21 protein-coding genes are annotated in these 20,127 nt (G+C 55.0%); 1 reads left to right on the top strand and 20 read right to left on the bottom strand.

All coding sequences use genetic code 11. From position 1 onward, the window contains the following. Positions 1 to 88: 88 nt before the first annotated feature. The 11 genes from AC1RRT_RS12245 to AC1RRT_RS12195 all read right to left on the bottom strand — a co-directional run bounded on the left by AC1RRT_RS12245 (position 89) and on the right by AC1RRT_RS12195 (position 9,271). Positions 89 to 916 (bottom strand): hypothetical protein, encoded by an 828-nt coding sequence (locus tag AC1RRT_RS12245; protein ID WP_493014082.1) that lies wholly within the window; start codon positions 914 to 916, stop codon positions 89 to 91. A gap of 214 nt (positions 917 to 1,130) precedes the next feature. Next, a complete protein-coding gene (locus tag AC1RRT_RS12240; protein WP_493014081.1) occupies positions 1,131 to 2,777 on the bottom strand; it encodes an endonuclease NucS domain-containing protein in 1,647 nt (548 codons plus the stop codon). A 142-nt stretch (positions 2,778 to 2,919) separates the two neighbouring features. After that, positions 2,920 to 3,147: a hypothetical protein gene (locus AC1RRT_RS12235; protein ID WP_493014080.1), complete on the bottom strand. Its 228-nt coding sequence runs from the start codon at positions 3,145 to 3,147 to the stop codon at positions 2,920 to 2,922. Between the two features lie 199 nt (positions 3,148 to 3,346). Continuing rightward, positions 3,347 to 3,973, bottom strand: a complete 627-nt coding sequence (locus AC1RRT_RS12230; protein WP_493014079.1) for a hypothetical protein — start codon at positions 3,971 to 3,973, stop codon at positions 3,347 to 3,349. Between the two features lie 97 nt (positions 3,974 to 4,070). Then, the gene (locus AC1RRT_RS12225; RefSeq protein ID WP_493014078.1) at positions 4,071 to 4,637 is read right to left on the bottom strand and encodes a hypothetical protein; all 567 of its coding nucleotides are present in this window, start codon (positions 4,635 to 4,637) and stop codon (positions 4,071 to 4,073) included. Between the two features lie 101 nt (positions 4,638 to 4,738). After that, entirely contained in the window at positions 4,739 to 4,927 is a 189-nt protein-coding gene (locus AC1RRT_RS12220) for a hypothetical protein (RefSeq protein WP_493014077.1), read from the bottom strand. Between the two features lie 132 nt (positions 4,928 to 5,059). Further along, on the bottom strand, positions 5,060 to 5,992 hold the full coding sequence (locus AC1RRT_RS12215) for an SRA domain-containing endonuclease (protein ID WP_493014076.1): 933 nt from the start codon (positions 5,990 to 5,992) through the stop codon (positions 5,060 to 5,062). A 99-nt stretch (positions 5,993 to 6,091) separates the two neighbouring features. Then, positions 6,092 to 7,453 carry a hypothetical protein gene (locus tag AC1RRT_RS12210; RefSeq protein WP_493014075.1) on the bottom strand — a complete coding sequence of 454 codons (1,362 nt, stop codon included), beginning with the start codon at positions 7,451 to 7,453 and terminating at the stop codon, positions 6,092 to 6,094. Positions 7,454 to 7,492: 39 nt separating this feature from the next. Continuing rightward, positions 7,493 to 7,747 (bottom strand): hypothetical protein, encoded by a 255-nt coding sequence (locus tag AC1RRT_RS12205; protein WP_493014074.1) that lies wholly within the window; start codon positions 7,745 to 7,747, stop codon positions 7,493 to 7,495. Between the two features lie 436 nt (positions 7,748 to 8,183). Continuing rightward, on the bottom strand, positions 8,184 to 8,867 hold the full coding sequence (locus AC1RRT_RS12200; protein ID WP_493014073.1) for an RES family NAD+ phosphorylase: 684 nt from the start codon (positions 8,865 to 8,867) through the stop codon (positions 8,184 to 8,186). Continuing rightward, positions 8,867 to 9,271, bottom strand: a complete 405-nt coding sequence (locus AC1RRT_RS12195) for an MbcA/ParS/Xre antitoxin family protein (protein WP_493014072.1) — start codon at positions 9,269 to 9,271, stop codon at positions 8,867 to 8,869. Before AC1RRT_RS12195 ends, AC1RRT_RS12200 begins: the two co-directional genes overlap by 1 nt. Before the next feature lie 371 nt (positions 9,272 to 9,642). Here AC1RRT_RS12195 and AC1RRT_RS12190 point away from each other — a divergent pair, with 371 nt between their 5' ends. Further along, positions 9,643 to 10,641 (top strand): hypothetical protein, encoded by a 999-nt coding sequence (locus tag AC1RRT_RS12190; protein ID WP_493014071.1) that lies wholly within the window; start codon positions 9,643 to 9,645, stop codon positions 10,639 to 10,641. A 215-nt stretch (positions 10,642 to 10,856) separates the two neighbouring features. Here the strand turns inward: AC1RRT_RS12190 and AC1RRT_RS12185 are convergent, their stop codons facing one another. The 9 genes from AC1RRT_RS12185 to AC1RRT_RS12145 all read right to left on the bottom strand — a co-directional run bounded on the left by AC1RRT_RS12185 (position 10,857) and on the right by AC1RRT_RS12145 (position 20,109). After that, positions 10,857 to 11,540: a hypothetical protein gene (locus AC1RRT_RS12185; protein WP_493014070.1), complete on the bottom strand. Its 684-nt coding sequence runs from the start codon at positions 11,538 to 11,540 to the stop codon at positions 10,857 to 10,859. Between the two features lie 71 nt (positions 11,541 to 11,611). Continuing rightward, a complete protein-coding gene (locus AC1RRT_RS12180) occupies positions 11,612 to 11,959 on the bottom strand; it encodes a hypothetical protein (protein ID WP_493014069.1) in 348 nt (115 codons plus the stop codon). Between the two features lie 60 nt (positions 11,960 to 12,019). Next, positions 12,020 to 12,718, bottom strand: coding sequence for a hypothetical protein (locus AC1RRT_RS12175; protein WP_493014068.1), 699 nt, complete (start codon positions 12,716 to 12,718; stop codon positions 12,020 to 12,022). A 4-nt stretch (positions 12,719 to 12,722) separates the two neighbouring features. Next, positions 12,723 to 14,021: a tyrosine-type recombinase/integrase gene (locus tag AC1RRT_RS12170; protein ID WP_493014067.1), complete on the bottom strand. Its 1,299-nt coding sequence runs from the start codon at positions 14,019 to 14,021 to the stop codon at positions 12,723 to 12,725. Between the two features lie 211 nt (positions 14,022 to 14,232). Then, positions 14,233 to 15,633 carry an HlyD family type I secretion periplasmic adaptor subunit gene (locus AC1RRT_RS12165; protein WP_493014066.1) on the bottom strand — a complete coding sequence of 467 codons (1,401 nt, stop codon included), beginning with the start codon at positions 15,631 to 15,633 and terminating at the stop codon, positions 14,233 to 14,235. Further along, positions 15,623 to 17,752: a type I secretion system permease/ATPase gene (locus AC1RRT_RS12160; RefSeq protein WP_493014065.1), complete on the bottom strand. Its 2,130-nt coding sequence runs from the start codon at positions 17,750 to 17,752 to the stop codon at positions 15,623 to 15,625. The genes AC1RRT_RS12165 and AC1RRT_RS12160 overlap by 11 nt, the downstream gene beginning before the upstream one ends. 251 nt (positions 17,753 to 18,003) lie before the next feature. Beyond that, positions 18,004 to 18,678 (bottom strand): amino acid ABC transporter permease, encoded by a 675-nt coding sequence (locus AC1RRT_RS12155; protein ID WP_493014064.1) that lies wholly within the window; start codon positions 18,676 to 18,678, stop codon positions 18,004 to 18,006. A 1-nt stretch (position 18,679) separates the two neighbouring features. Further along, positions 18,680 to 19,360, bottom strand: a complete 681-nt coding sequence (locus AC1RRT_RS12150; RefSeq protein WP_493014063.1) for an amino acid ABC transporter permease — start codon at positions 19,358 to 19,360, stop codon at positions 18,680 to 18,682. Beyond that, complete coding sequence (locus tag AC1RRT_RS12145) at positions 19,360 to 20,109, bottom strand: amino acid ABC transporter ATP-binding protein (protein ID WP_493014062.1); 750 nt, start codon at positions 20,107 to 20,109, stop codon at positions 19,360 to 19,362. The genes AC1RRT_RS12150 and AC1RRT_RS12145 overlap by 1 nt, the downstream gene beginning before the upstream one ends. Between the last annotated feature and the right edge of the window lie 18 nt (positions 20,110 to 20,127).

The raw sequence follows: 20,127 nt of genomic DNA, 5'->3' as shown, positions 1-20,127 counted from the left end.
TAGATTTTCCATTTTACATGCTGGCCAATAGATTGCGCGGGTTACCCCCTCCTCGGCAGATTGCCGAACGCCCGTGGCTGATCTTTAGCTACCTCAAGCGGGGCACCAATAATTGTCTCCCGACATAGCGGAACGCGTTCAGCGCCTCAGGAATAGGTAGGCGAATTGAATGAGGGTTTGGACGATACAAAGTCAAAAATTTAATGTAGTAGCCCGGCCTATCGACCATCATGCGAGCCAACTGCCCCCAACCACTAGGTTGTAAATTTCCAACTAGTGCTCGACGTGTGGCGTTTACAGCAATATCTGCCAATTCGAGGCCAGGTTCTGCATCAGCGCTAAACCGAAAAGACTCATTCATTATCATCTTAGTGTCAGTTGTAGTCATGCTGGGATCGGCTCCCAGAAATTCCACCTGAAACGCGTCGGGTGTCGCATCAAAACGGTAGAAGTGCGTGTAGTCCCCTCCTTCAATTAGAGGAAACGGATTCTTCTTAGATTTTTCGGCAAGCGCCGCTACGACCAGTCCTCGCCACCAAGATTCAGACTTCGTGATTGTGAAATCCTTGGCATCAACGCACCAATGAAAATTTTGCAGTTCTTTTGGATTTCTTTGCGAGAAGTACCCTGTTGATTGAACAAGGGTTTCGTAGATCAATTCAAATATCATCACGGTCTGAACATATAGCGGCGATGACATCTGCTCCAATTGAGCGCGACGAGCAACTAAATCTCGGACTAGCTCTGGCGGATGCCGCTCCGTGAGGCCTTCTGTAAGTTTACCTATCTGAAGTTTTCGATGGTACTCAATCTCAGTATCCGTATGTTCTCCAAGATTGATAGCCACTGCTTCAAATAACGCACCGTTCTTAAATAAAATATCTAGAACTTTGGCGACTTGAGATTCATCGAGCATACTCCCCTTAACTTCCATTCGCCGTTTAGGAAAATGAGCTCGCAAATGAGCGTATTTCGACGATATTCTATCAAATGTGCCGTCGGGAATTATTAGTGCGCCTACTAGAGAGATTGTGCTCTTAAAGGGTGTTGCCTGGAACGCGCCAGATTCATCAATAAATATGCGCATACACAGTGCCATCGACCGCCAGGTTATTTTTTAGTAGGCGCCGTCACTTCAGCCGCCCTCTCTCCAATGATCCCCGCTTCAACTTGCTGCTGATGTAATCCAAATCATTTGTCGAGAGCGGCGTATAAACTACGTCTTCGCCGTCTGGGCTCGTACGTATCTCACCATACTCCTCTAAGGCAGCGCGTACAGATTCAGCATAGGCGGGGTTTTTCGCAGCAAACTCTGCAAGCGCATTAACCTTCGGACTAGTTCCATTCCAATCTGAACGTGGCGCTGATATTTGCCCGACTTCACCGTCTCCGGCAAGCCATAACAGGCACGGGTAAAACCCATGGCGCACTAGAACCCCAGGTTCTGGCTCATATTTGGTTCGCTGATACAAGACGAAGTGCGCAATTCTCGAAGAGCCATATGCATATTCTATCTCACCAATGGGATCACTTGGGCATGTCAGTTGATCCCAGCTCATATAGCCAATGCCAGTCAGCGCTATTTTTCCATTCGGAGCACGACATTCCAGGCGCATATATGAAAGTTGAAACCCTCCATCCTTAGATGCTTGAATCAAACGGCCAAAGAAGTTTGGCGCACGCCCCGCTGATACGGAAACCTCACTGCCATTATGGCTCTCAGCGAATTCGAAGAACGACACTGCGCCCTCCTCCCATTCCGGGCAAAACGAGATAAATTCCATAAACTCCTGTTTAACCGCTACGTACCGCATGCGATGGGATACTGCGGCAGACAAAATCACCTCATAGCGATTTACTTCTGCTACATCGGCTAATGTCTTCACCCCGCCGAGCATCTCTCGGAACCAATCCGCATCCATTACGACGCCAACTTCCTCCTTTCCAACGCTTACTAGCTCCACAACCTCGTATGATTTAAAAATATTCTCGCACTTCTCAGGCGTCGCCCAGGTGCGCAGGTGATGCTCTGCTATCGTTAAATCATTATGGCCTTCTGTAAGCCACTGCACTGCGGCTTCCTCAGGTTCCCAACCCGGCCACATGCCCACATAGTTCTGGTCAATCTGAATTGCATTTTGGAGGTCTTCGAGCCCCTCAAGGCTCAATCTCCAGACAGAAATAATCGATTTAAACTCGTCCCTGTCAGACGTTTTTTTTCTTAAGCACAGCGCCGCTGCTTCAAACTGACGAAGCATCCCACCTTTTCTACGCATAACATTAATATGCTCGAGCTGATTGGCGCCGCTTGAGTATGACAAAATCCTAGAAGTGGGTGAGAAGCTTCGCTCAAATGACACCTTGGTAGGCCGCTTCTCATGCAGTTCGACCAGCCCTTCCGAAGTATACTCAACCTCAAAGCCCTGAACTTTGTAACTTACTTCGCTCACAAAAAACGAGAATGCCTCAAGCAGTTCATGCCATGCTTCGGACACTACGATGCAGCGAATTTCTGCTGGTGAGGCGTTTCCCGTACTTTGGAGTAATACGATATATTTTGATAATTCATGCAGTGTCTGCCGGGCTGCGACGTCAGAGCGCTTTACCTCGATCACGACGATATTGTCGAATCTATCCCTAGCTAGAATATCTAAGCGGCCACTGGCGCCAATTCGCGACCTCAAAGATGCTTCGTTGGCAATTTTTACAAGACCATCCTCAATGAAGGAAAGATTATCACTGAGGTAGTCACGAAGCTCTGCTTCATTCTTAAACATTCCCCCCCCTATCTTTCCGCTACTTACGCAACGCTACTTCATGAATTTTGGAGAACTAGAATTCGTCAGTCACCATCAGTAGATTTTCCCTGATTGATCCTCGGTTATGAAAACCAGAGCATCACTCACATTCTCTGCTCTATCAGCGTAGTTTGCGGGCGTATCTTTTCTTCACTACCCGGCTGATGAAACTATTCAATCCGATACCAGCGGCTGCAAGTCGTTTCATTTCGGCAATATCTGCATGGCCCGCACTTTGATTATTATAAAGGTACGCAGAACCATCTCCGAACTCGACTTCTATGAAGTCCGGCCCGATCTCATAAAATGTGACGTTGGATTGGCCGCTTAAATTTCGATAGCGCTGCATACCCCCTCCAGTTGTTAAGAGCCAATCTCCTGGCTCAGTGCCCGCCCTAGCAAGCTAACAACGAAGGCCAATTGCACAACTGGAAACAACAATCATCATGCATACATCCGCAATCAACACTCAGTACAAAACCAACTCAGTAGATAAATCAGCAATTCGCTCCGTTAGGAGCTTAACTGGTCCGCCTCGGACCGCTTGACTATTTGACCTTACCATCGCCGCGACTCTTTGCCTCGGTCCTTTCACGAGACAACTGATAAAGCGCCTCGCATATTCCCAAAACGAGGGGGACCGCAATCAGTAACAAGCCAACGAACATAATTTTGACTCTATCCAGATTCCGAAATGGAGTGGTTTCATTGGCTAATTTCATAGCCCCGTTAATACTGGCGATCTGAGGTTTAATTCTTTCTATGACTGGATCAAGTTGAGGATTCTTTTGCCAATTCTCAGGTACACGCAATTCTACACCGGTGCGAATGTCCCCCAGCACAAAGTGGTTATCTAGGTTTCTAAAATCAAAACAGTTATTTTTAAGTTCTTGGGAAGAGAGATCTCCTGAGCATGCAATCGAACGGTTATAGGTCATATAAATTTTCAGATCGAAAAACTCCTGCATAGCGAAGTCTTTTCCACTGTCATTAAATTCACGAATGGTTTTCTCATAAGAAATGAAGGCCAGGAACAAACCTATTAGACCCAGACTGGCAGAGGTCAATTTTGCTTTGCGCCACCAGAGTGACTCTCTTTGACCATCTCTGAAGGCCTTCCGCCCTAAGTAGTAGAGAAGGCCGAGCAGAAATACGATTAGAATGACAAAAGTCACTCCTGCTATCTCATTTGATGTTATCTGCATTTGGTTTCAGTATTTATAGAGGCCATCAAGATCAACAATCTGCTGCATTCCAAATAAGGCAATGGCTTCATCGCTTTTCCAAAAACAGAAAATGCTCTCGATCTGGCTTTCCCTTGTCGCCGAGAACGGCCTCACATACTTCTCCCAATCTATATCCGGCCATCGATATATGTTTTCGATACGCCGATTCGCAGACTACTGCCTTTGATAATGCTTGCTCGTGCTTCATTACCCCATAGATTTCTGATAGCGGCGCCCAAAGCTGCATTGCAGCATACAGCCAGAAGACAAACTGGATAAGAACCAGAAATATTGGCGTAAGCTTCGCCCGCTTCGGATTTTTTCTTTCAAAATTATACTTCTTCTTTTCGTCCCCATGCTCACGAAGCACGGCAGCAGTAATATGCATGAATAGATAAGCGACGAATAAGCTGACAGAAGCATATAAAGCGCCGCGAGCACATATGCCGATAATTGTCGTGTAGAATTCTAGTAGGCCTGGCGCTTCACCAGCATTCCCCATTCCAGATAAACAAGCGACGGCAACACCGGAAAAACCAAAGAGTACATATTTGTTGGTAGTAAAAAGGCCTTTCCACGCCACACTCCAACCACTTGTCATAAGATCGTTCATTACATGTCCTTACTTTGCACGACCAAATTCTAATCATGATCTATGTAGCCGGTGAATTTTGCCGTCTCGCCCGCTATGTCTGAATGCATGATCTCTAGTTCCTATGCCTTTGTTTCAGTTGTGGCATCTACCGCGCGCATCACACGCAGCCACACACGCTGTATATCGAGATCACCAGACGCGAAGTACCGATCAGCCATCTTCGACGCCTCAATCACAGCCATATCGCCATGCCGCTCGATCATGATGCCGGCGCTCTCCCAGATGTCCCGCTCTGTATTCTCAGACATCTGTAATTTCGGCAGAGTAGATTTTACTTGTTTGCTCCGCACCAGTAGATCGCCCGTCTTTGATCCTGCCGAGTAGATCGCCCATCTTTCCTACTAAGAGCAGCTTTTTAAGCCGCCAGCGCAGACGAGCAGTTAGACCCAAATGCGCTGCTGAATGTCTTCGCCCTCTTGCCGCACTTCATGCACAAACTCCGCCCCGTCTGGGAAGATGAGCTGCATGCCATAGCACAACACATAGTCGACCAAGTCTTGCCGCGGCCGCTCAGGCAGCAGCACCGCGCCGGTGGCGTTGTCGATGAAGCGTGAGTAGTCGAGCAGCTGAGCCAAGGCCATACGAATGGCGCCACGCTCAACCGTGCCCTTTGCTTCGACAAGGAGGCGGAGGCTTGGAAAATAAACATCAGTGAAGAGCGGCTTTGCCTCGCCAGGGGGCAGTATCTGGTATCTCTGCGCCAAATGGCCTCGTGCGGCATAGTAATCCGAAAACCTCTGGACGAGCTTGGCCTCACGGCGCTCCGCCTCATATGGCTTGCGCGATGGCTCGACAACGGCCTTCTCAGTGTGAGATTCCTCGATCGAGACCAGCTTTAGAATATTCGGCGCGCCTGGCGTGATAGACACCACCGGCGAGGCAACAGTCTTCGGCCGCAGCCGAAAGACGATGACTTTACGGACTGGCCCTCCACCAGTTTCCGGCGCATCCGCCGTGTAGAATGGCCGCTTCTCGTCAATCTCGAACTCATCGACATATTCGACTGTACCGCGCGCACCAAAGAACAGGCGAAGAACTCGGCCTTCCTTCTTATGGTTGAGTATCGACGCATTGCCGAACTTCATGACTTGATCGCCACGCTGCCCCATCCCCGTGTAATGGAAGCAGCCATCCCCGTCCCAACGATCTATGTAGCCATGCGGCTCACCCGTCTCTGGATCACTAAATATGAAGATCGTATTGGACGTCGTAGACGGCGAAATGCCGCCCTGCCGGCTGCCGCCATACTGCTCATGCAGCAGCGTCCGCTTAATCTTGTCGCCTGGTGCATAAATCCAGATATTATCCGACACAGTTACCTCAAATAGACAGTTCGAGTCATTTCTTTCAGATTGGAGACAGACTCTACTTGAGAGATCGATACCGATTTCTATGGCCAGTAGAAAATTGGCCTAGTCAGCCTCGAACACCACGCTCTCCAACGGCTCAAGATCACTCAGTGGGGCGATGATTGAGCCGTCACCGAATGAGAAGCCGTTAAAGTCTTGGTCATCATAAAGCCTCTGCAGGCCCTTATTGCCGAGCAATTCTCGCCTCAGAGCCCGCTCAACGCTGCTTGTTCTGATGCCGACAAAAATGAACTGCTCTTTGAGTTCATCTGGCAGCCGCCGCGTCGCGGCAATGGTTTCGTTCAATGGCAGATCAACGCGGCCTTTTATGCCAAATACAGAGCCGACATACTCACCCTCTGTCGCATTCACTCTCACCACTTCGACCGGCATCACCGACCTTAGAATGGCCTCGTCGAGATGGTGCTGAGACCAAGTGCTACTGAGCTCGATATAGCGTCGATACTCTCGCTCTACTGACTTGCGATATCTCGTCGCTAGAGTTGATTTTAAACCAACATCCGACCCTGGCACCCAGACCCGCTCTTCCCCGCCAGGCTGCGAATAGGCCCTATCTGTCAGTATCGTCTCCGCTTTAGACAAATTTTGAGAGACTTCATTTGTACTGAGCGGCTTCAACGGGTTAGCCCGAACCCCGAGATCTGGCAATCCGAGGCCAGATAGCAAGCTCGCAACATGCGCACTTTGCACATCCAACGATGCCTGCTCTCTCTCGTCGCCCGTCGCTTGGTACCCCGGCGTATCGGGGTCAACGACACGAAACAAACTTCTGGTATTGATCCCTTTGGTCTCGTTGGTCCATTTAGAAAGGATCGCGTATCCTTTGACGCTATGCGGCTCCATATTTCCTGCCGCATTTCTACGCCACACAACCGTGTTCGCAATCTGCCCTAGCGCCGTCTGCAGCGGTCGCGGCAGAGTGAGCAGATTTCCATTTCCCTCCCTATGACGCCCCTTAGCCTCGACGATGACGACTTCGCCGCCATCCATATCGGCCTCGCTTTTTGCGCAGATCCAGTCGGCAATTTCCCCAGCTCCCAGGCGTAAGACCGCCAAATTGTTGGTGACCTGGTCATAGCCGCGCTGCAGCGCGTGAAATTCGGTGTACCCCTTAGCTTCCATATAGGCTCTGGCGAAGAAACGCCCAAACAAGCCTGACCACGCCGTACGCATTTCCCAGCCGACGCCCGGCCCGTTACTTTTCCATCTCAGAGGATCACCATTTCCACCGAGCAGCAGAGACCGAATGATTGCTGACATATGGGCGCCAGACCCACATGTCTGTATGAGCTCCTTCATGCCGACGGCACCAACCAAGCCAAGGTCAAACGAATATGCCGGCTGACCGTGATTGAGGCGCGTCGGCGCACCGATATTTGGATCGGTTTGCAGCAAATACTGCATTCTTCTCACGACTCACCCCCGATTTGACGCATATTCACCTTAGTTCATATGCTTTTTCTCTACGTCGTTTACGTTGGCGATCGCATGCACAACGCGCATCCACGTACGCTGCATGTCAATATCCCCAATCTCAAGATAGTGATCAGCCATCTTTGATGCCTCAATCGCCGCCATGTCGCCATGCCGAGCAATCAATATCCCTGCGCTCTCCCAGATGTCCCGCTCAGTGTTCTCAGACATCTTCAGCGTCGGCTCAGTAGATTTGGCTCGCTTCACTCTGATACGACCGCTCATTGGCCGTTTCTCCGGCGCCATGCGCGCACCATTTCATCATTAATGTCAGTTTTGTAGCAAAGCGGCGCGGCGCCACCCGGCTTCGAGTAGGCGCTCCGTTTCCCACAGTTCGCGCCATTACGCGTCGAGTTGTATGGACATGGGCAGCTACCGCTATAACTGCCGATCGAGTCTTGAATCATGCGATCGCGCACCTGATCATCCGTCAGATTTGATCGCGCAAGAGTCCCTTCGGCAGTCCAAATGGACACGCCTAAAGTGGCGAGCACCAATGCGATGCGCAGCACGAGTTCCCCCGAGACCTACCTACCCCGAAGCGATGCTAGCACAGGCTTTTTAGGCGATGACACATGTTTGGCTCATGCCGCAGCGACACCACAGCGGCCGTGAATACGCATACATTATTATGCTTTGTGCTGAGATTCAGACCGAAGTATTAAGCCTCCGGCATGACTCGCTTCTCGTAGACAAGGGAAATGGCTTGGCCGTCCCAGATGTAACAAAGGTGCCGCTCCTGGCGGACATTGGAGAGGCCCGTCGTGCGAAAAGCGGCAATGCACTCGCCGCCATCATGCCGAACACTGCTAAAGGCCATGCCATTTGATCCTGCGGCACGTAATTCTGCCGCAAGCTGCTGACCACTCGCATAATTGGAGGCGTGATAGACGAGCGGCAGATCTGCCTGCTGGCCTCGAATATCGTGATAGTCAGCGTCAGCATCGACGAGATACACGCGCATATCTAGCTCCATACGAGACTCCTTGGTCGCCCGCATGAATTCTTCGCGATGATATTTCGTCTCGGCGATGGCCGTCTCAAGCTCTTTAGCCGCGTAATACACGCCGTATGAGCCATCAGTGAAGCGGCTACCATCTGGGTTCAGATGCGTAAAGGCGGCCATAATGATGCTTGAGCCCGGCCCACCGACCCGTTCCTCAGGCGGCACAAGCTGAAGGTCGCCAACCTCGTCGCGAAGACGGGGATTGGTCATATTTTCCAGCTCGATAACCGCGTCCCAGTCGGCAGGATCTGCGACGCGTTCAAAAAGCTGAATCGGGGGAAAGCGGCTTGGAATTATGCGCCAGCTTGGCTTCCAGCTGATGCGGCATACGCCTGCCATTACGACCAGCCACCCCGCTGAGCGTCCACATACTGGCGCACCACGAATAGATCAGCCACCTGGCCAGACAGCATACGATCGAGCGCAGAGCGGCCGCCAAAGGTTGGGGCGGCATTGGGACGCTTTACCCAAGCATCAGCCGCTTTCTCGTCCGGCAACAGGATCTGCAGGGCTTTGTAGATGCCGAGGATGTAGGAGATTCGCTCCAGCGTATCCTTCGACAGGGTTACGTCGGGATCCTTTTTCCAGTTGAAAAAGGTCGAGCGGGTCGTTTGTCCGAGCAGCGTCATTTGCTGCTCAGCAGAAAGATCCCAAGCCTCCGCGATCCTGAAGAAGGTACGCAGGGCGGGACCAGATAGACCCTTTCGATTGAGCTGGGGGACAGCAATTGCCGGCCTCTCCATATCAGCCTCCTCACGTGACAGTATGGAATAAAATAGTATTGATTTGTACTTTTATCAATAGAATGTCTTATATCGGACTATATACCTATCCTTATTTATCAATAAGTTAAGGCCGATACTTAGAGTGAAGTCGCTGATGGGTGCAAAACCGGTTTAAAGCCCGCCTGGAGCGCTGCGAGCGTTGAAGGCGGTGTCAGGAGCTGGGCGCCCGCCAGAGCCTCAGAACAGGCCGCGTAGCCCGCTGCCGTCCATCGCAACAGCTGAGCACCCAACACCAAATAAGCTATGGGCCCCTTAGCGACCATGCAGCCATCAGGCAAACCCTCTGGCGGCGGGTGCAGCCGCTTACCACGGCCATCCAGGCGCTCGGCATGAAGGACCCGGTCCATATCGCCCGCATATGGCCTCCGCCACCCATATCCCTCCCCCCAGGCGTCCCTGAATTCGATCGCTCGCCGCCGTTGGCAGTAGAAACACGGCCTATGGCCGGCAGCCAAAGCCGTAGCCTCATCCAAGAAGAAAAGCTCAGTCCAGCTGCGCCCGCCCATGACTATTCGGCGCCGGCCCTTGAATTCGCAGAGGCAAATAATCCAGGCCCGCGTCGTCCAACGTCGATTGAGCAAGGTCCGGCTGGCAGGGTCATGGATGATCCCGCGGTTGCCAGTGAAGAGGCCACGCTCTGGGATGGCGACGATATCGCCAAATGGCGTCACACGATTCTGAAGCGGCATACCATGGCCAAATTCTTGGCGCAAAAACGCACCCTCTCCTGCATTTCCAAAACTGTAAAGGAAAGCAGCTGCGATTTCGCGGCTAAACAGGAGGATAATATGTTTGATGAAGAATACGAGGCACGTTGTCGTATCGCAAAATATCGGGCACGACGGGCGTTCATTTTATGGGTTAAGCAGATGAAGCTCCCGTGGTGGATCACGCTGAACACAAATCGCGACACCAATATCGAAGGCGTAAAGCGCAACATTGGCCATTTTCTTGCGCATGTTGATCGCTACTGCATTGGCAATCTCTACAGAAACCACCCCAAGAGAAGGACATTTCTTATCGGGCATATCGAAGACGGAACCTATTGGCATTGCCACGCTGGCATACGGCTGCCTGAGGAACTGAGAGTTCCCAAGAAGGAAATCGAAGTCATTCTGGGCGAATGCTGGAGACAAGTTGTTGCAAGCGGCAACATTCATCTTCGCTTCCCCCCGAAACCGAAAGACCGATACCAAGTTACCCGCTACTCAACAAAGCGATTTCGCGAAGCAGATTTCGAGGACCGGTTGGTCACTTCAACTATGTTTTGGCCGGATAAAGGCGGCCCAAACAGCAAGAAGAAAAATAAAACTGTACTAATGAAGTAAGAAGCCATCGCGTCGGCGCGAAGGATGCCAACCACTTCAGTGGGCCTGCCCCGTAGGCAACTGGCATCAGGACAGCAGAGGAATCTGCATTATGAAGACTTTAATATTGTTCTTCAGCTTCACGAACTTCAGAAACGATAAGATCACGAGATAGTTCTGAGCGGCGAAGCCGCGAAGAAAGAGCGCCGTTGCAAAACGGCGCTCTTTTACATGTCTTACTTAGATGGCTTCTTCTTCTTTGAGAACGCCACAACGGCACGCTGTTTTTTGACAGTCAGAAGTCGAACTTGCAGGCTGTGCTTCTGTGGATCTGCCGTTACGACAGCCAACATGCGGCGACGGCGCGTTAATCCTTGATACCGCTTCCTGGCAGAATCTGAGAACACTAGCTTTACGGCTTTGGTCGTTGAGTTCTTTTGATTCATGCGACGACCTAAAGACTCTATGGTCTCGGCGCCAGACAGTAGCTTCTTCCGCATCACAGCTGGAGAAAACCCAGCAATGATGGCGCCCCGCATCGCCTTGGCGTATTCAGAAACTCTTGTCGAATCGTCCGTCATGTACAGGCGAACAGCTCTGTGAGCGATCGACGTTGTGTCCCGGAATACAATCTTTTTCTCTTCGCACGCCGCAAGAATCGCCGACTTAACATCAGCCGTCTTTTCCGCAGCAAGCATAATCAAGTAACACTGACAAATCGCTTCGTAGAGAAGTGATTTCGAGCGGCGGTCAAATTTCCGGTACGCCTTTGCTCCAGAAGCAATGTCCAACGCAGCTACATTTAGGCTGAAATCATCAGGCACATGCGAAACAAGCCGCTTCAGGTTTTGCCGTTCGATGACATCGAGGTTTCGCTCCTGATCAGCGGGATCACGATACTCTTTCAGTGGATTAGACATTTTTGAGTCTCCATAACATGAGTGGGTGTCAGATTGAGGGCGCATGGAGATTCTCGAGCCGCACTACTAGATCACGGCTTTTTACTGATACGGCGGCCAAAGCGGGCGGGCTTGGAATTTTCCACCGCCTCTGGATCGCCATTTTCGGTAGAGTGCTGATCCCGGCCATTCATGACCGGATCCGTAGTCTTACGCGGACCCGCCGGCTGGTAATCGGGCAGCTCCTCAAGCCAGACGACCAATTCCCAAACCGGAATAATCGTCCGCCCTTGAAGCTTCTTTGCCTTTAGATTACCTGCCGCCAGGGCCTCGTAGACCAAGGACCGGCCACAATCGACGACATCAGCTGTGTGGCTGACCGAATAGCCTAAGTGGCCATTCGTCAGGGTCGCTATAATTTGAGCTCGTAAAACCGACATGACACTCCCTCGTTTCTGACACAACGAGGAGTGCACGAAGCTGAATTACCTGGAAATCCCTCACGAATTACCGAAAATACCCGAATTTCGTGACTCTTCCTGACGCCTTTTATAGTCACGAAATTCGACACGAATTTGGTTCTCGACTGTCATGGGCGCTAGTTTCAGATCCAACGACGGATGCGTCTGCTTAAACCATTTCACCAAATGATTGGCTTCTGCCTTTACAGAGCTCTCTAATTCATGCGCACCGCAACGGCGCGAGAATTCAGCCATGTAAAGCTTCTTGGCACCCGGTCGGCCACGTCCAGGTTTTTCACCAACTTTTTCTTCTGTTCCTGGATCGAATATCAGCAGCCCTGAGTAACGAACCTGCCGACCCTCTTTAGCTTTTGCTTTATGAAAATCGATTTTTAGCTTCTGCCAAAGGCTCTTTGGTATTGTTACTTCAGAGTTCTTTCCCTCTGGCACACCAGTAGCTTTTAGAGTTCCTGCAAATAACTTCTTTCGCAGTATCTCTTCTTTGGTGCTCACAATTTTCATGGCCGCCGAGAGCCGCTCCACCAATGCCTCATTGTTAGCAGCCTTCGCCCGGCGCAGCGCGGCCCTTACCAATGCAATACGGCGCGAGGGTGGGATCTTTCGCTTACCTGCAAGCCCTAGCTCGGCAATGGCGTCCACTTCTCCCCGCCACTCACTGTATTCATCGGGCGTCAATTCTTCCATTAACGCTTCATCTAACATCCACCAGTCCGTCACTGCCCTACCCCTTAGATATTAACCTCAGCGGCGCTTGTGACTGCGTTGTCTCATTGGCGCCAAATCTCGGCGCCGTCTGCCGCAGGACTGACCTTACATAGTCATTTGCCAGATGCCCATAATGCTGCTCGACCATGCGGGTGTCGCGGTGGCCGAGATTCTGGGCAACCACCATAAGAGGGGCACCGGCCATAATGGTCAGGCTGGCCCAGGTGTGCCGAAGCTCATGGAAGGTAAATTCAGTTTCGATCCCCGCTCGTGCCAGAGCCGCTTTGAATGCTCGTGCATGCAGATCGCGGCGCCAAGACGAGCCGTCCATTTTCCGCAGGAGCTGATCAGTGGGCGTCCGGCCGACGGATTGCTGATCAAAGAATGCTGCGGCCTCATCATTCAAAATGATGTGCCTAGACTTGCCACTCTTGCTGTCCCGAATAAGCAGGGTTCCGGGGGTGCGGACATAATCGCGCACCTCCAAAGCACAGAGCTCGCCATAGCGAGCACCCGTCAGCAGAGCGGCCTGCACAAGCTCGCGCAGCCCTGGCCCGCAGGTATTAAGGAGCCGCTGGGCCTCTTCCACACTCAAGAAGCGAGAGCGTTGGCGCTCGACCCCTGGGAAGGGCTGTACGCGGCTCCAGGCGTCGTTATGCGCAATCAAGCCATCTCGCCAGGCCAGATTGAGTGCTGCCTTTAGAATTGTAAGCTGCCGGTTGGCCCGAAGCTGGCGTTTGCGGCGCGCCTCACCTGCGCTTGGATCTTCTTCCCGATAGCGGATCTTCGCCCCTCGACGCGCCCTGAGCCGCGGCGGCTCTTTGGCGATGCCTTCGTGCCAGGACCGGATCATAGTGGTCGTCAAATCAACACAATCGGCCTTGCCAAGCTGCGAGACGATGTAAGCATTGGAGTACACTTGGACATGACGATGCGATTTTCTACGCACCTTCATGTATTCCAAATATCGCTCCATGACATGAGCAACAGTCAGTTTACCTGTCCATGGCATATCACTGCCACGCGCTGACGTCGTTTTAATCCATGCCTGGGCTTTGGTCTGAGCCTGCTCAAAGCTCAGTGACGCATTGCCATCGGCATCAAGACTGTCATCGGCCGCGCCGAGTGCACGATGTAGCTGCTTGCCTAGCCGATCGCGAAAACGCGCAATCCAAGTGCCGTTGTCGGAGTTGGTTCGGCGATAGCCGAGATAGCAACCTTTCGCGATCTTGAGCCAATGCGGCTCAGTGCGAATGATGAGCTTACGGCGCGCTTCACGCGTATCGATCCGACTGCCACGAACGAGGCGAGCCATGATGTTCTCCGGTCGGTTTTGGCACTGAAAAAATACGAAAAAACCATGTGCAGATGGTCCCGTATTGTACCAAACGCCCTAGAGATAAGTCATTGATTTTAATACGTCTGTAGGCGTCCGCAGACGTCCGGTAGTAAGCTTCCCAAGCTTACGACGGGGGTTCGATTCCCCTCACCCGCTCCAGCTCCCCCATATTCAGCTGACGACCGTCTCACCGCTCGCGCAAGGTCTCATGCCTGTAGCGCGTGATCGGCGACAGTACGTAATCGATGATGCGGCGACGATCCGTCTTGATTTCAGCCGACAGCGCCATACCGGCGCCCAGCTCGATCTGCCGGCCTTCGATATCGATCGTGTTTTTCCCAAGCTCGATCCGCGCCGGATAGATCAGGCCACGCTTTTCGTCCTGCACCGCATCGCGCGATACCGAAATCACACGCCCCGGCAGGGTGCCGTATTTGGTGAACAGGAAGGTTTCGAGCTTGATCGATGCCTCCTGTGATGGCACGACAAAGCCGATATCGCGATTGAGCAGCATGACCTCTGCTTCAAGCGTCGCGGTTTCGGGCACGATCACCATCAGTCCCTGCGCCGGAGTGACGACACCGCCCAGCGTGTTTATGGCCAACTGCTGCACCACACCATCGATAGGCGCCGTCAGCGACTGCAGGTCGCGCCGCTGCGACGCCTTCAGCAGTTCTTCCTCCAGCACCGCAATGCGACGCCGCGCATCGGTATGCTGGCCCAGGATCTGCTTGGCGTATTCAGACCCCATCTGCGCACGTTGCTTGCGCAAACTGACCAATGTCGACTGATTCTGCTCGCGGCGATGATGCAACCCCTGCAGATCCTGCTGCAGCTCGACCAGCTGCTGCTGCAGCTCGAGGGCCGTCAGGCGTGAGCCGTAGCCTTTTTCCGCCAGCGATGCACGCGCCTCGACCCGCTCTTTCAGCAGCGGCATAGATTGCACGGCGCGGGCGATGCTGGCCTCGATCGCCTTGCCTTCGGCCTGCGTCTTACTGACTTCGGCCTCCAACGCCGCCAGCCGTGACAGATGCTCTTCCACCTGGCTGAGCAGCAGGGTGCGGTTCATCACCACCAGGCTGGCCGGCACACCCGGCGGAATCTTGTAGTATGTCAGCGGGTCTTCCGGATGGATCGCCGCCTCCAGACGCGCCGCCTCGATCTCAGTCGATGCCAGTTCAGCGGCCGCACGCCGCACATCCGCGTCAGTGCTGGTCGCGTCCAACTCGATCAGGATGTCGCCCGCCTTGACCCGCTTGCCATCCTGCACATGGATGGCCCTGACCACGCCGGTCTCCAGCGGCTGGATGATCTTGATCTTCCCGGTGGGCACGGTCTTGCCTTCGGCGACGGCGACGACGTCAAGCTCGCCGATGAAGGACCAGACCAGCCCCAGGATCAGAAAGGCTGCCAGGGCCCAGAATGTCAGCCGCACGGTCGGTGAGGCTGGCGTCTCGAGCACCTCGATGGCCGCCGGCATGAATTCGGTTTCGTCCCGCCCGCGCGACACCTGCGGACCACGCTTCTTCTCGTCCGCCAGGGCGGCTTTCACGATCGAAAAGGCATGGCGGATCGCCTCAAACGACATGGAGTCCTCCCGCCTGCTGACGCATCATGCTGGCAAACCGTCCGCTCTGGCGCATCAGCTGGTCCGGCGTGCCGTCCTCGACGATCTGCCCCTGCTCGATCGTGATGATGCGATGGGCATTGCGGACGGCAGACAGGCGATGCGCGATGATCAGCACCGTGCGTCCGTGACAGATCTTTTCCATGTTGTCCTGGATCGCCGCTTCCGATTCGACGTCGAGCGCGCTTGTGGCCTCGTCGAAAATCAGGATGCGGGGATTGCCGATCAGCGCACGCGCAATGGCGATGCGCTGACGCTGTCCGCCCGATAGTGTCGCACCGCGTTCACCCACCACCATGTCATAGCCCTGCGGCAGCGACATGATGAAGTCATGCGCGCCGGCTAGCTGCGCGGCGGCAATGACGCGATCCAGTGGCGCGCCGGGATCGGCGAGTGCTATATTCTCGCGTATCGTGCCGGTGAACAGCGTATTTTCCTGCAGCACGACGCCGATCATGCGCCGCAGCGACGACGGGTCAATGAGCGACAGGTCAAGATCATCGACCGAAACCTTGCCGGCTTCAGGCACATACAGCCGTTGGGCGAGCTTGGTCACCGTGCTCTTACCCGACCCCGATGGTCCGACAATACCGACCACCTGCCCCGCCTCGATGGTGAGCGAGAAATTGCGCAGGACTTCGGCGCCGTCCGTGCGATACCGGAAGGTCACTCGGTCGAAGGCGATGCGGCCTTTCAGCACCGGCAGCGACTGACGGCCGGCACTCACGCTGGTCTCGGTGCGCGTGTTCAGGATATCGCCGAGCCGCTCGATCGATAGCCGGGCCTGCTGGAAATCCTGCCATAGCTGGGCGATGCGCAGGATCGGGCCACTGACACGGCCAGACAGCATATTAAAGGCCACCAGTTCGCCCACCGTCAGATGCCCATCGATCACCAGTCGCGCGCCGAACCACAGGGTCAGCGCCAGCAGGATCTTGTTGATCCACTGGGCAATCTGGCTGGCGATATTGGACAGATTGCCGACGCGGAAGGCCGAGCGCACATAGGCCGCCAGCAGCTCTTCCCATTTACGCTGCATCTGCGGCTCAACCGCCATTGCCTTTACGGTCTCGATGCCGGAAATGCGCTCGACTAGGAAGGCCTGGTTCTCTGCTCCGCGCGCGAACTTGTCATCCAGCCGTGTCTTCAGGACCGGCGTCACGAACAGCGACAGCGCGATATAAAATGGAATCGCGCCGATCGTGATCCAGGTCAGGAATGGGCTGTAGAGAAACATCACGAAGATGAAGACCCCGGTGAAGACCAGGTCGACGACGACGGTGATGGTCGATCCGGTGAGGAAGTTCCGGATATTCTCGAGCTCGCGGACGCGCGCCACGCTGTCTCCGACCCGCCGCGCCTGGAAATAGGCGAGCGGCAGGCCCATCACATGGCCGAACAGCTTGGACCCAAGCTCGAGGTCGATGCGATTGGTGGTATGGGAGAACAGATACGATCGCGTCGCGCCGAAGATGGCCTCGAAGGTGGCAATGGCGACCAGGCCAAAGACCAGCACGTCGAGCGTCGACAGCGACCGGTGCACCAGGACCTTGTCGATCACCACCTGGAACATCAGCGGCGACACCAACGCCAGAACCTGGATGAAAAAGGAGCCGAACAGGACCTCGCCGAACAGCCGGCGGTATTTGACAATGGCGGGAATGAACCAGGTGACGTCGAAACGCCGCTGGCTGCCGGCCAGATCGGCCCGGGTCGCCACCAGGAGAAGGCCGCCATCCCACAGCGCCTCGAAATCCTGGCGGGATATGGATTGCGGACGGCCATCCGGCGCCTTGACCACCAGCGCCGCTTCCTGGCCTGGCTCGTTGCGCACGGCGGCCAGCACGATGAAGCGGCCATCCTTGCAGCAGGCGATGGCCGGCAGCGGCGTCGATGCGAGCCGCGCCCAGTCGGATTTTATCTTGCGGATCTTGAGATCGAGCCGCTTGCCGGCGCGCAGCAGGTCCGTCGCGTCGATCGGCGCGTTCGGCCGTCCGTACTGGTGCCTGAGCTGATCAAGATCGCTCGGGCGCCCCAAGACCCGCATCACGACGCTGAGGCAGTAGAGTCCCGTATCCACTCCGCCGCCAACCCCTGGCTCTTCCTGAACCATCAGGCTTACCCCACCCCGTCACAACCGTTCACAACCCCGTGGGATTGTTTCATATCCCAGAAGCTGCAGGGCCGCCATTATTAAGCGCGGAGCCATGAATAAATAACACTAATACGGGCGGGTTATGGGGATGCAACCCTACAATGGCTAGTAGTGGAGTTTCCGGGACAGCCAGGGACACACATCTGGTGGATGATGATGCCCATCCAGGTCGACGCTTACCGAGACATCATGTTCTTGTGTTCGAGTCGGCTAAGCCAGCGCACCAGCGGCCAGAGGATGGCGAGGTAGATCAGCGCCGCCAGCACGATGGGCGACGGATTGTAGAGCAGCGACTGGGCATCACGCGCCACCCGCAGCAATTCAGGTAGCGCGACCACGCTGGCCAGCGTGGTCAGCTTCACCACTTCGATGCTGTTGCCGATCAAGTCGGGCAGCACATTGCGCACCGCCTGCGGCACCACGACATGCATCAGGGCCTGCAGGCGCGTCAGGCCGGTGGAGCGCGCCGCCTCCATCTGGCCTTGCGGCACACTGAGCAGGCCGGCGCGGAAGATTTCGCCGTAATAGCTGGAATTGTTCAGCAGGAAACCGAGCGCCACCGCCAGCAGCTTTGGCATGTCGATGCCGAGGAAGGGGAAGCCGAAATAGATGAAGATCAGCAGAACCAGCGGCGGCAAGGCACGGAAGACATCGACATAGACGGCGACGAGGATGCGCACCAGGCGGCTTTCGCTCTGGGTGGCGATCAGCGCCACTGCCAGGCCGCCGACCAAGCCAAGCGGGATCACCAGCAATGACAGGCCGACAGTGGTCAGCAGACCCTGCAGCAGGAAGGGCAGCACCTGCTGGAAGATCTCGATATTGAAGAAGTTGCGCAGGAGGGCGTCCATGTCACACCCGCCACTGCCAGCGGCGCTCCAGGCGCCGCGCGCCCAGGATCACCGGGATAAAGATCACCAGATAGGCACCCGCCGCCATGGTCAGCGGCGTCGGATTGCCGGCATTGCTGGTGGCCGAATGAGCATTGTTCAGCACCTCGCTGAGCGCCACCACCGAACCGAGCGCGACATTCTTGCTGATCGCAATCACACGATTGGTCAGCGGCGGCACCGCCACGCGGAAAGCCTGCGGCAGGATCACGTCGGTCATGGTCTGCCACCAGGTCAGACCGGTCGACCGCGCCGCTTCCGACTGGCCGCGTGGGAGGCTGAGGATGCCACCCCAGATGCATTCCTCGGCATAGGCCGCCAGCACCAGCGACAGCGCGAGCCAGGTGGCGGTGAAGGCCGACATGGACAGGCCGATCAGCGGAAAGGCGAAGAAGAAAATGATGATGATGACCAGCGGCGGCAGCGCTCGCATGATGTCGACGAAAGCGATGATCGGCAGCGACAGCCACGGGCGCTGCATGGCGCGCAGGATGGCAAGCCCCAGGCCGAAGACCAGCCCGGTGACCGAGACCGCGATGCCGACGCCGGCGGTGACGCCCATGCCGACCAGGATATCCGGCCAGTAGCGCGCCGCGACATCGGCGTTAAAAAAGGTGTGCAGGAAACGGTCAAGGCCATTCATTATTCGCTGCCGCCGGTATAGCGCGCGAGAAACGCCTTGGTGCGGTCATGCTGCGGCGCGCCGAAGACATCGGCCGGCGCACCCTGTTCCACGATCACGCCGGCATCCATGAAGATGACCCGGTCGGCGGCGGCGCGGGCAAAACCCATCTCGTGGGTCACCACCAACATGGTCATGCCGGCTTCGCGCAATTGCCGCATCACTTTCAGCACCTCGCCCACGGTTTCCGGGTCCAACGCGCTGGTCGGTTCGTCGAACAGCATCAGCTTGGGCTGCAGCACCACGGCGCGGGCGATGCCCACGCGCTGCTGCTGGCCACCAGATAGCTGGCCCGGATGCACATGCGCCTTGTCGGCGAGGCCGACGCGCTCCAACGCCGCCATCCCGAGATCATTGGCTTCGCTGCGTGATTTTCCCTGCACCTTGCGCAGAGCCAGCGTCACATTGCCCAGCGCGGTGAGGTGCGGATAGAGATTGAACTGCTGGAACACCATGCCGATATGCTGGCGCACCGTGTTGATATCGACCTCAGGACGGGTGATGTCGATGCCATCGACCACTACCTGCCCACTTGTCGATTCCTCCAGCCGGTTGCAGCAGCGCAGCATGCTGCTCTTGCCCGAACCGGAGGGACCGATGACGCAAACCAACTCGCCCGGCCAGACCCGCAGGTCGATGCCGCGCAACACGTCGAGGGAGCCGTAGGCTTTATGCAGGCCTACGAGCTCCAGGATCGGCGAAGGACTCATAACCTCTGACAGCTTTTA

This window comes from Ferrovibrio sp. GW821-FHT12B10, assembly GCF_058807515.1.
This window is presented reverse-complemented; position numbering and strand designations above follow the sequence as displayed.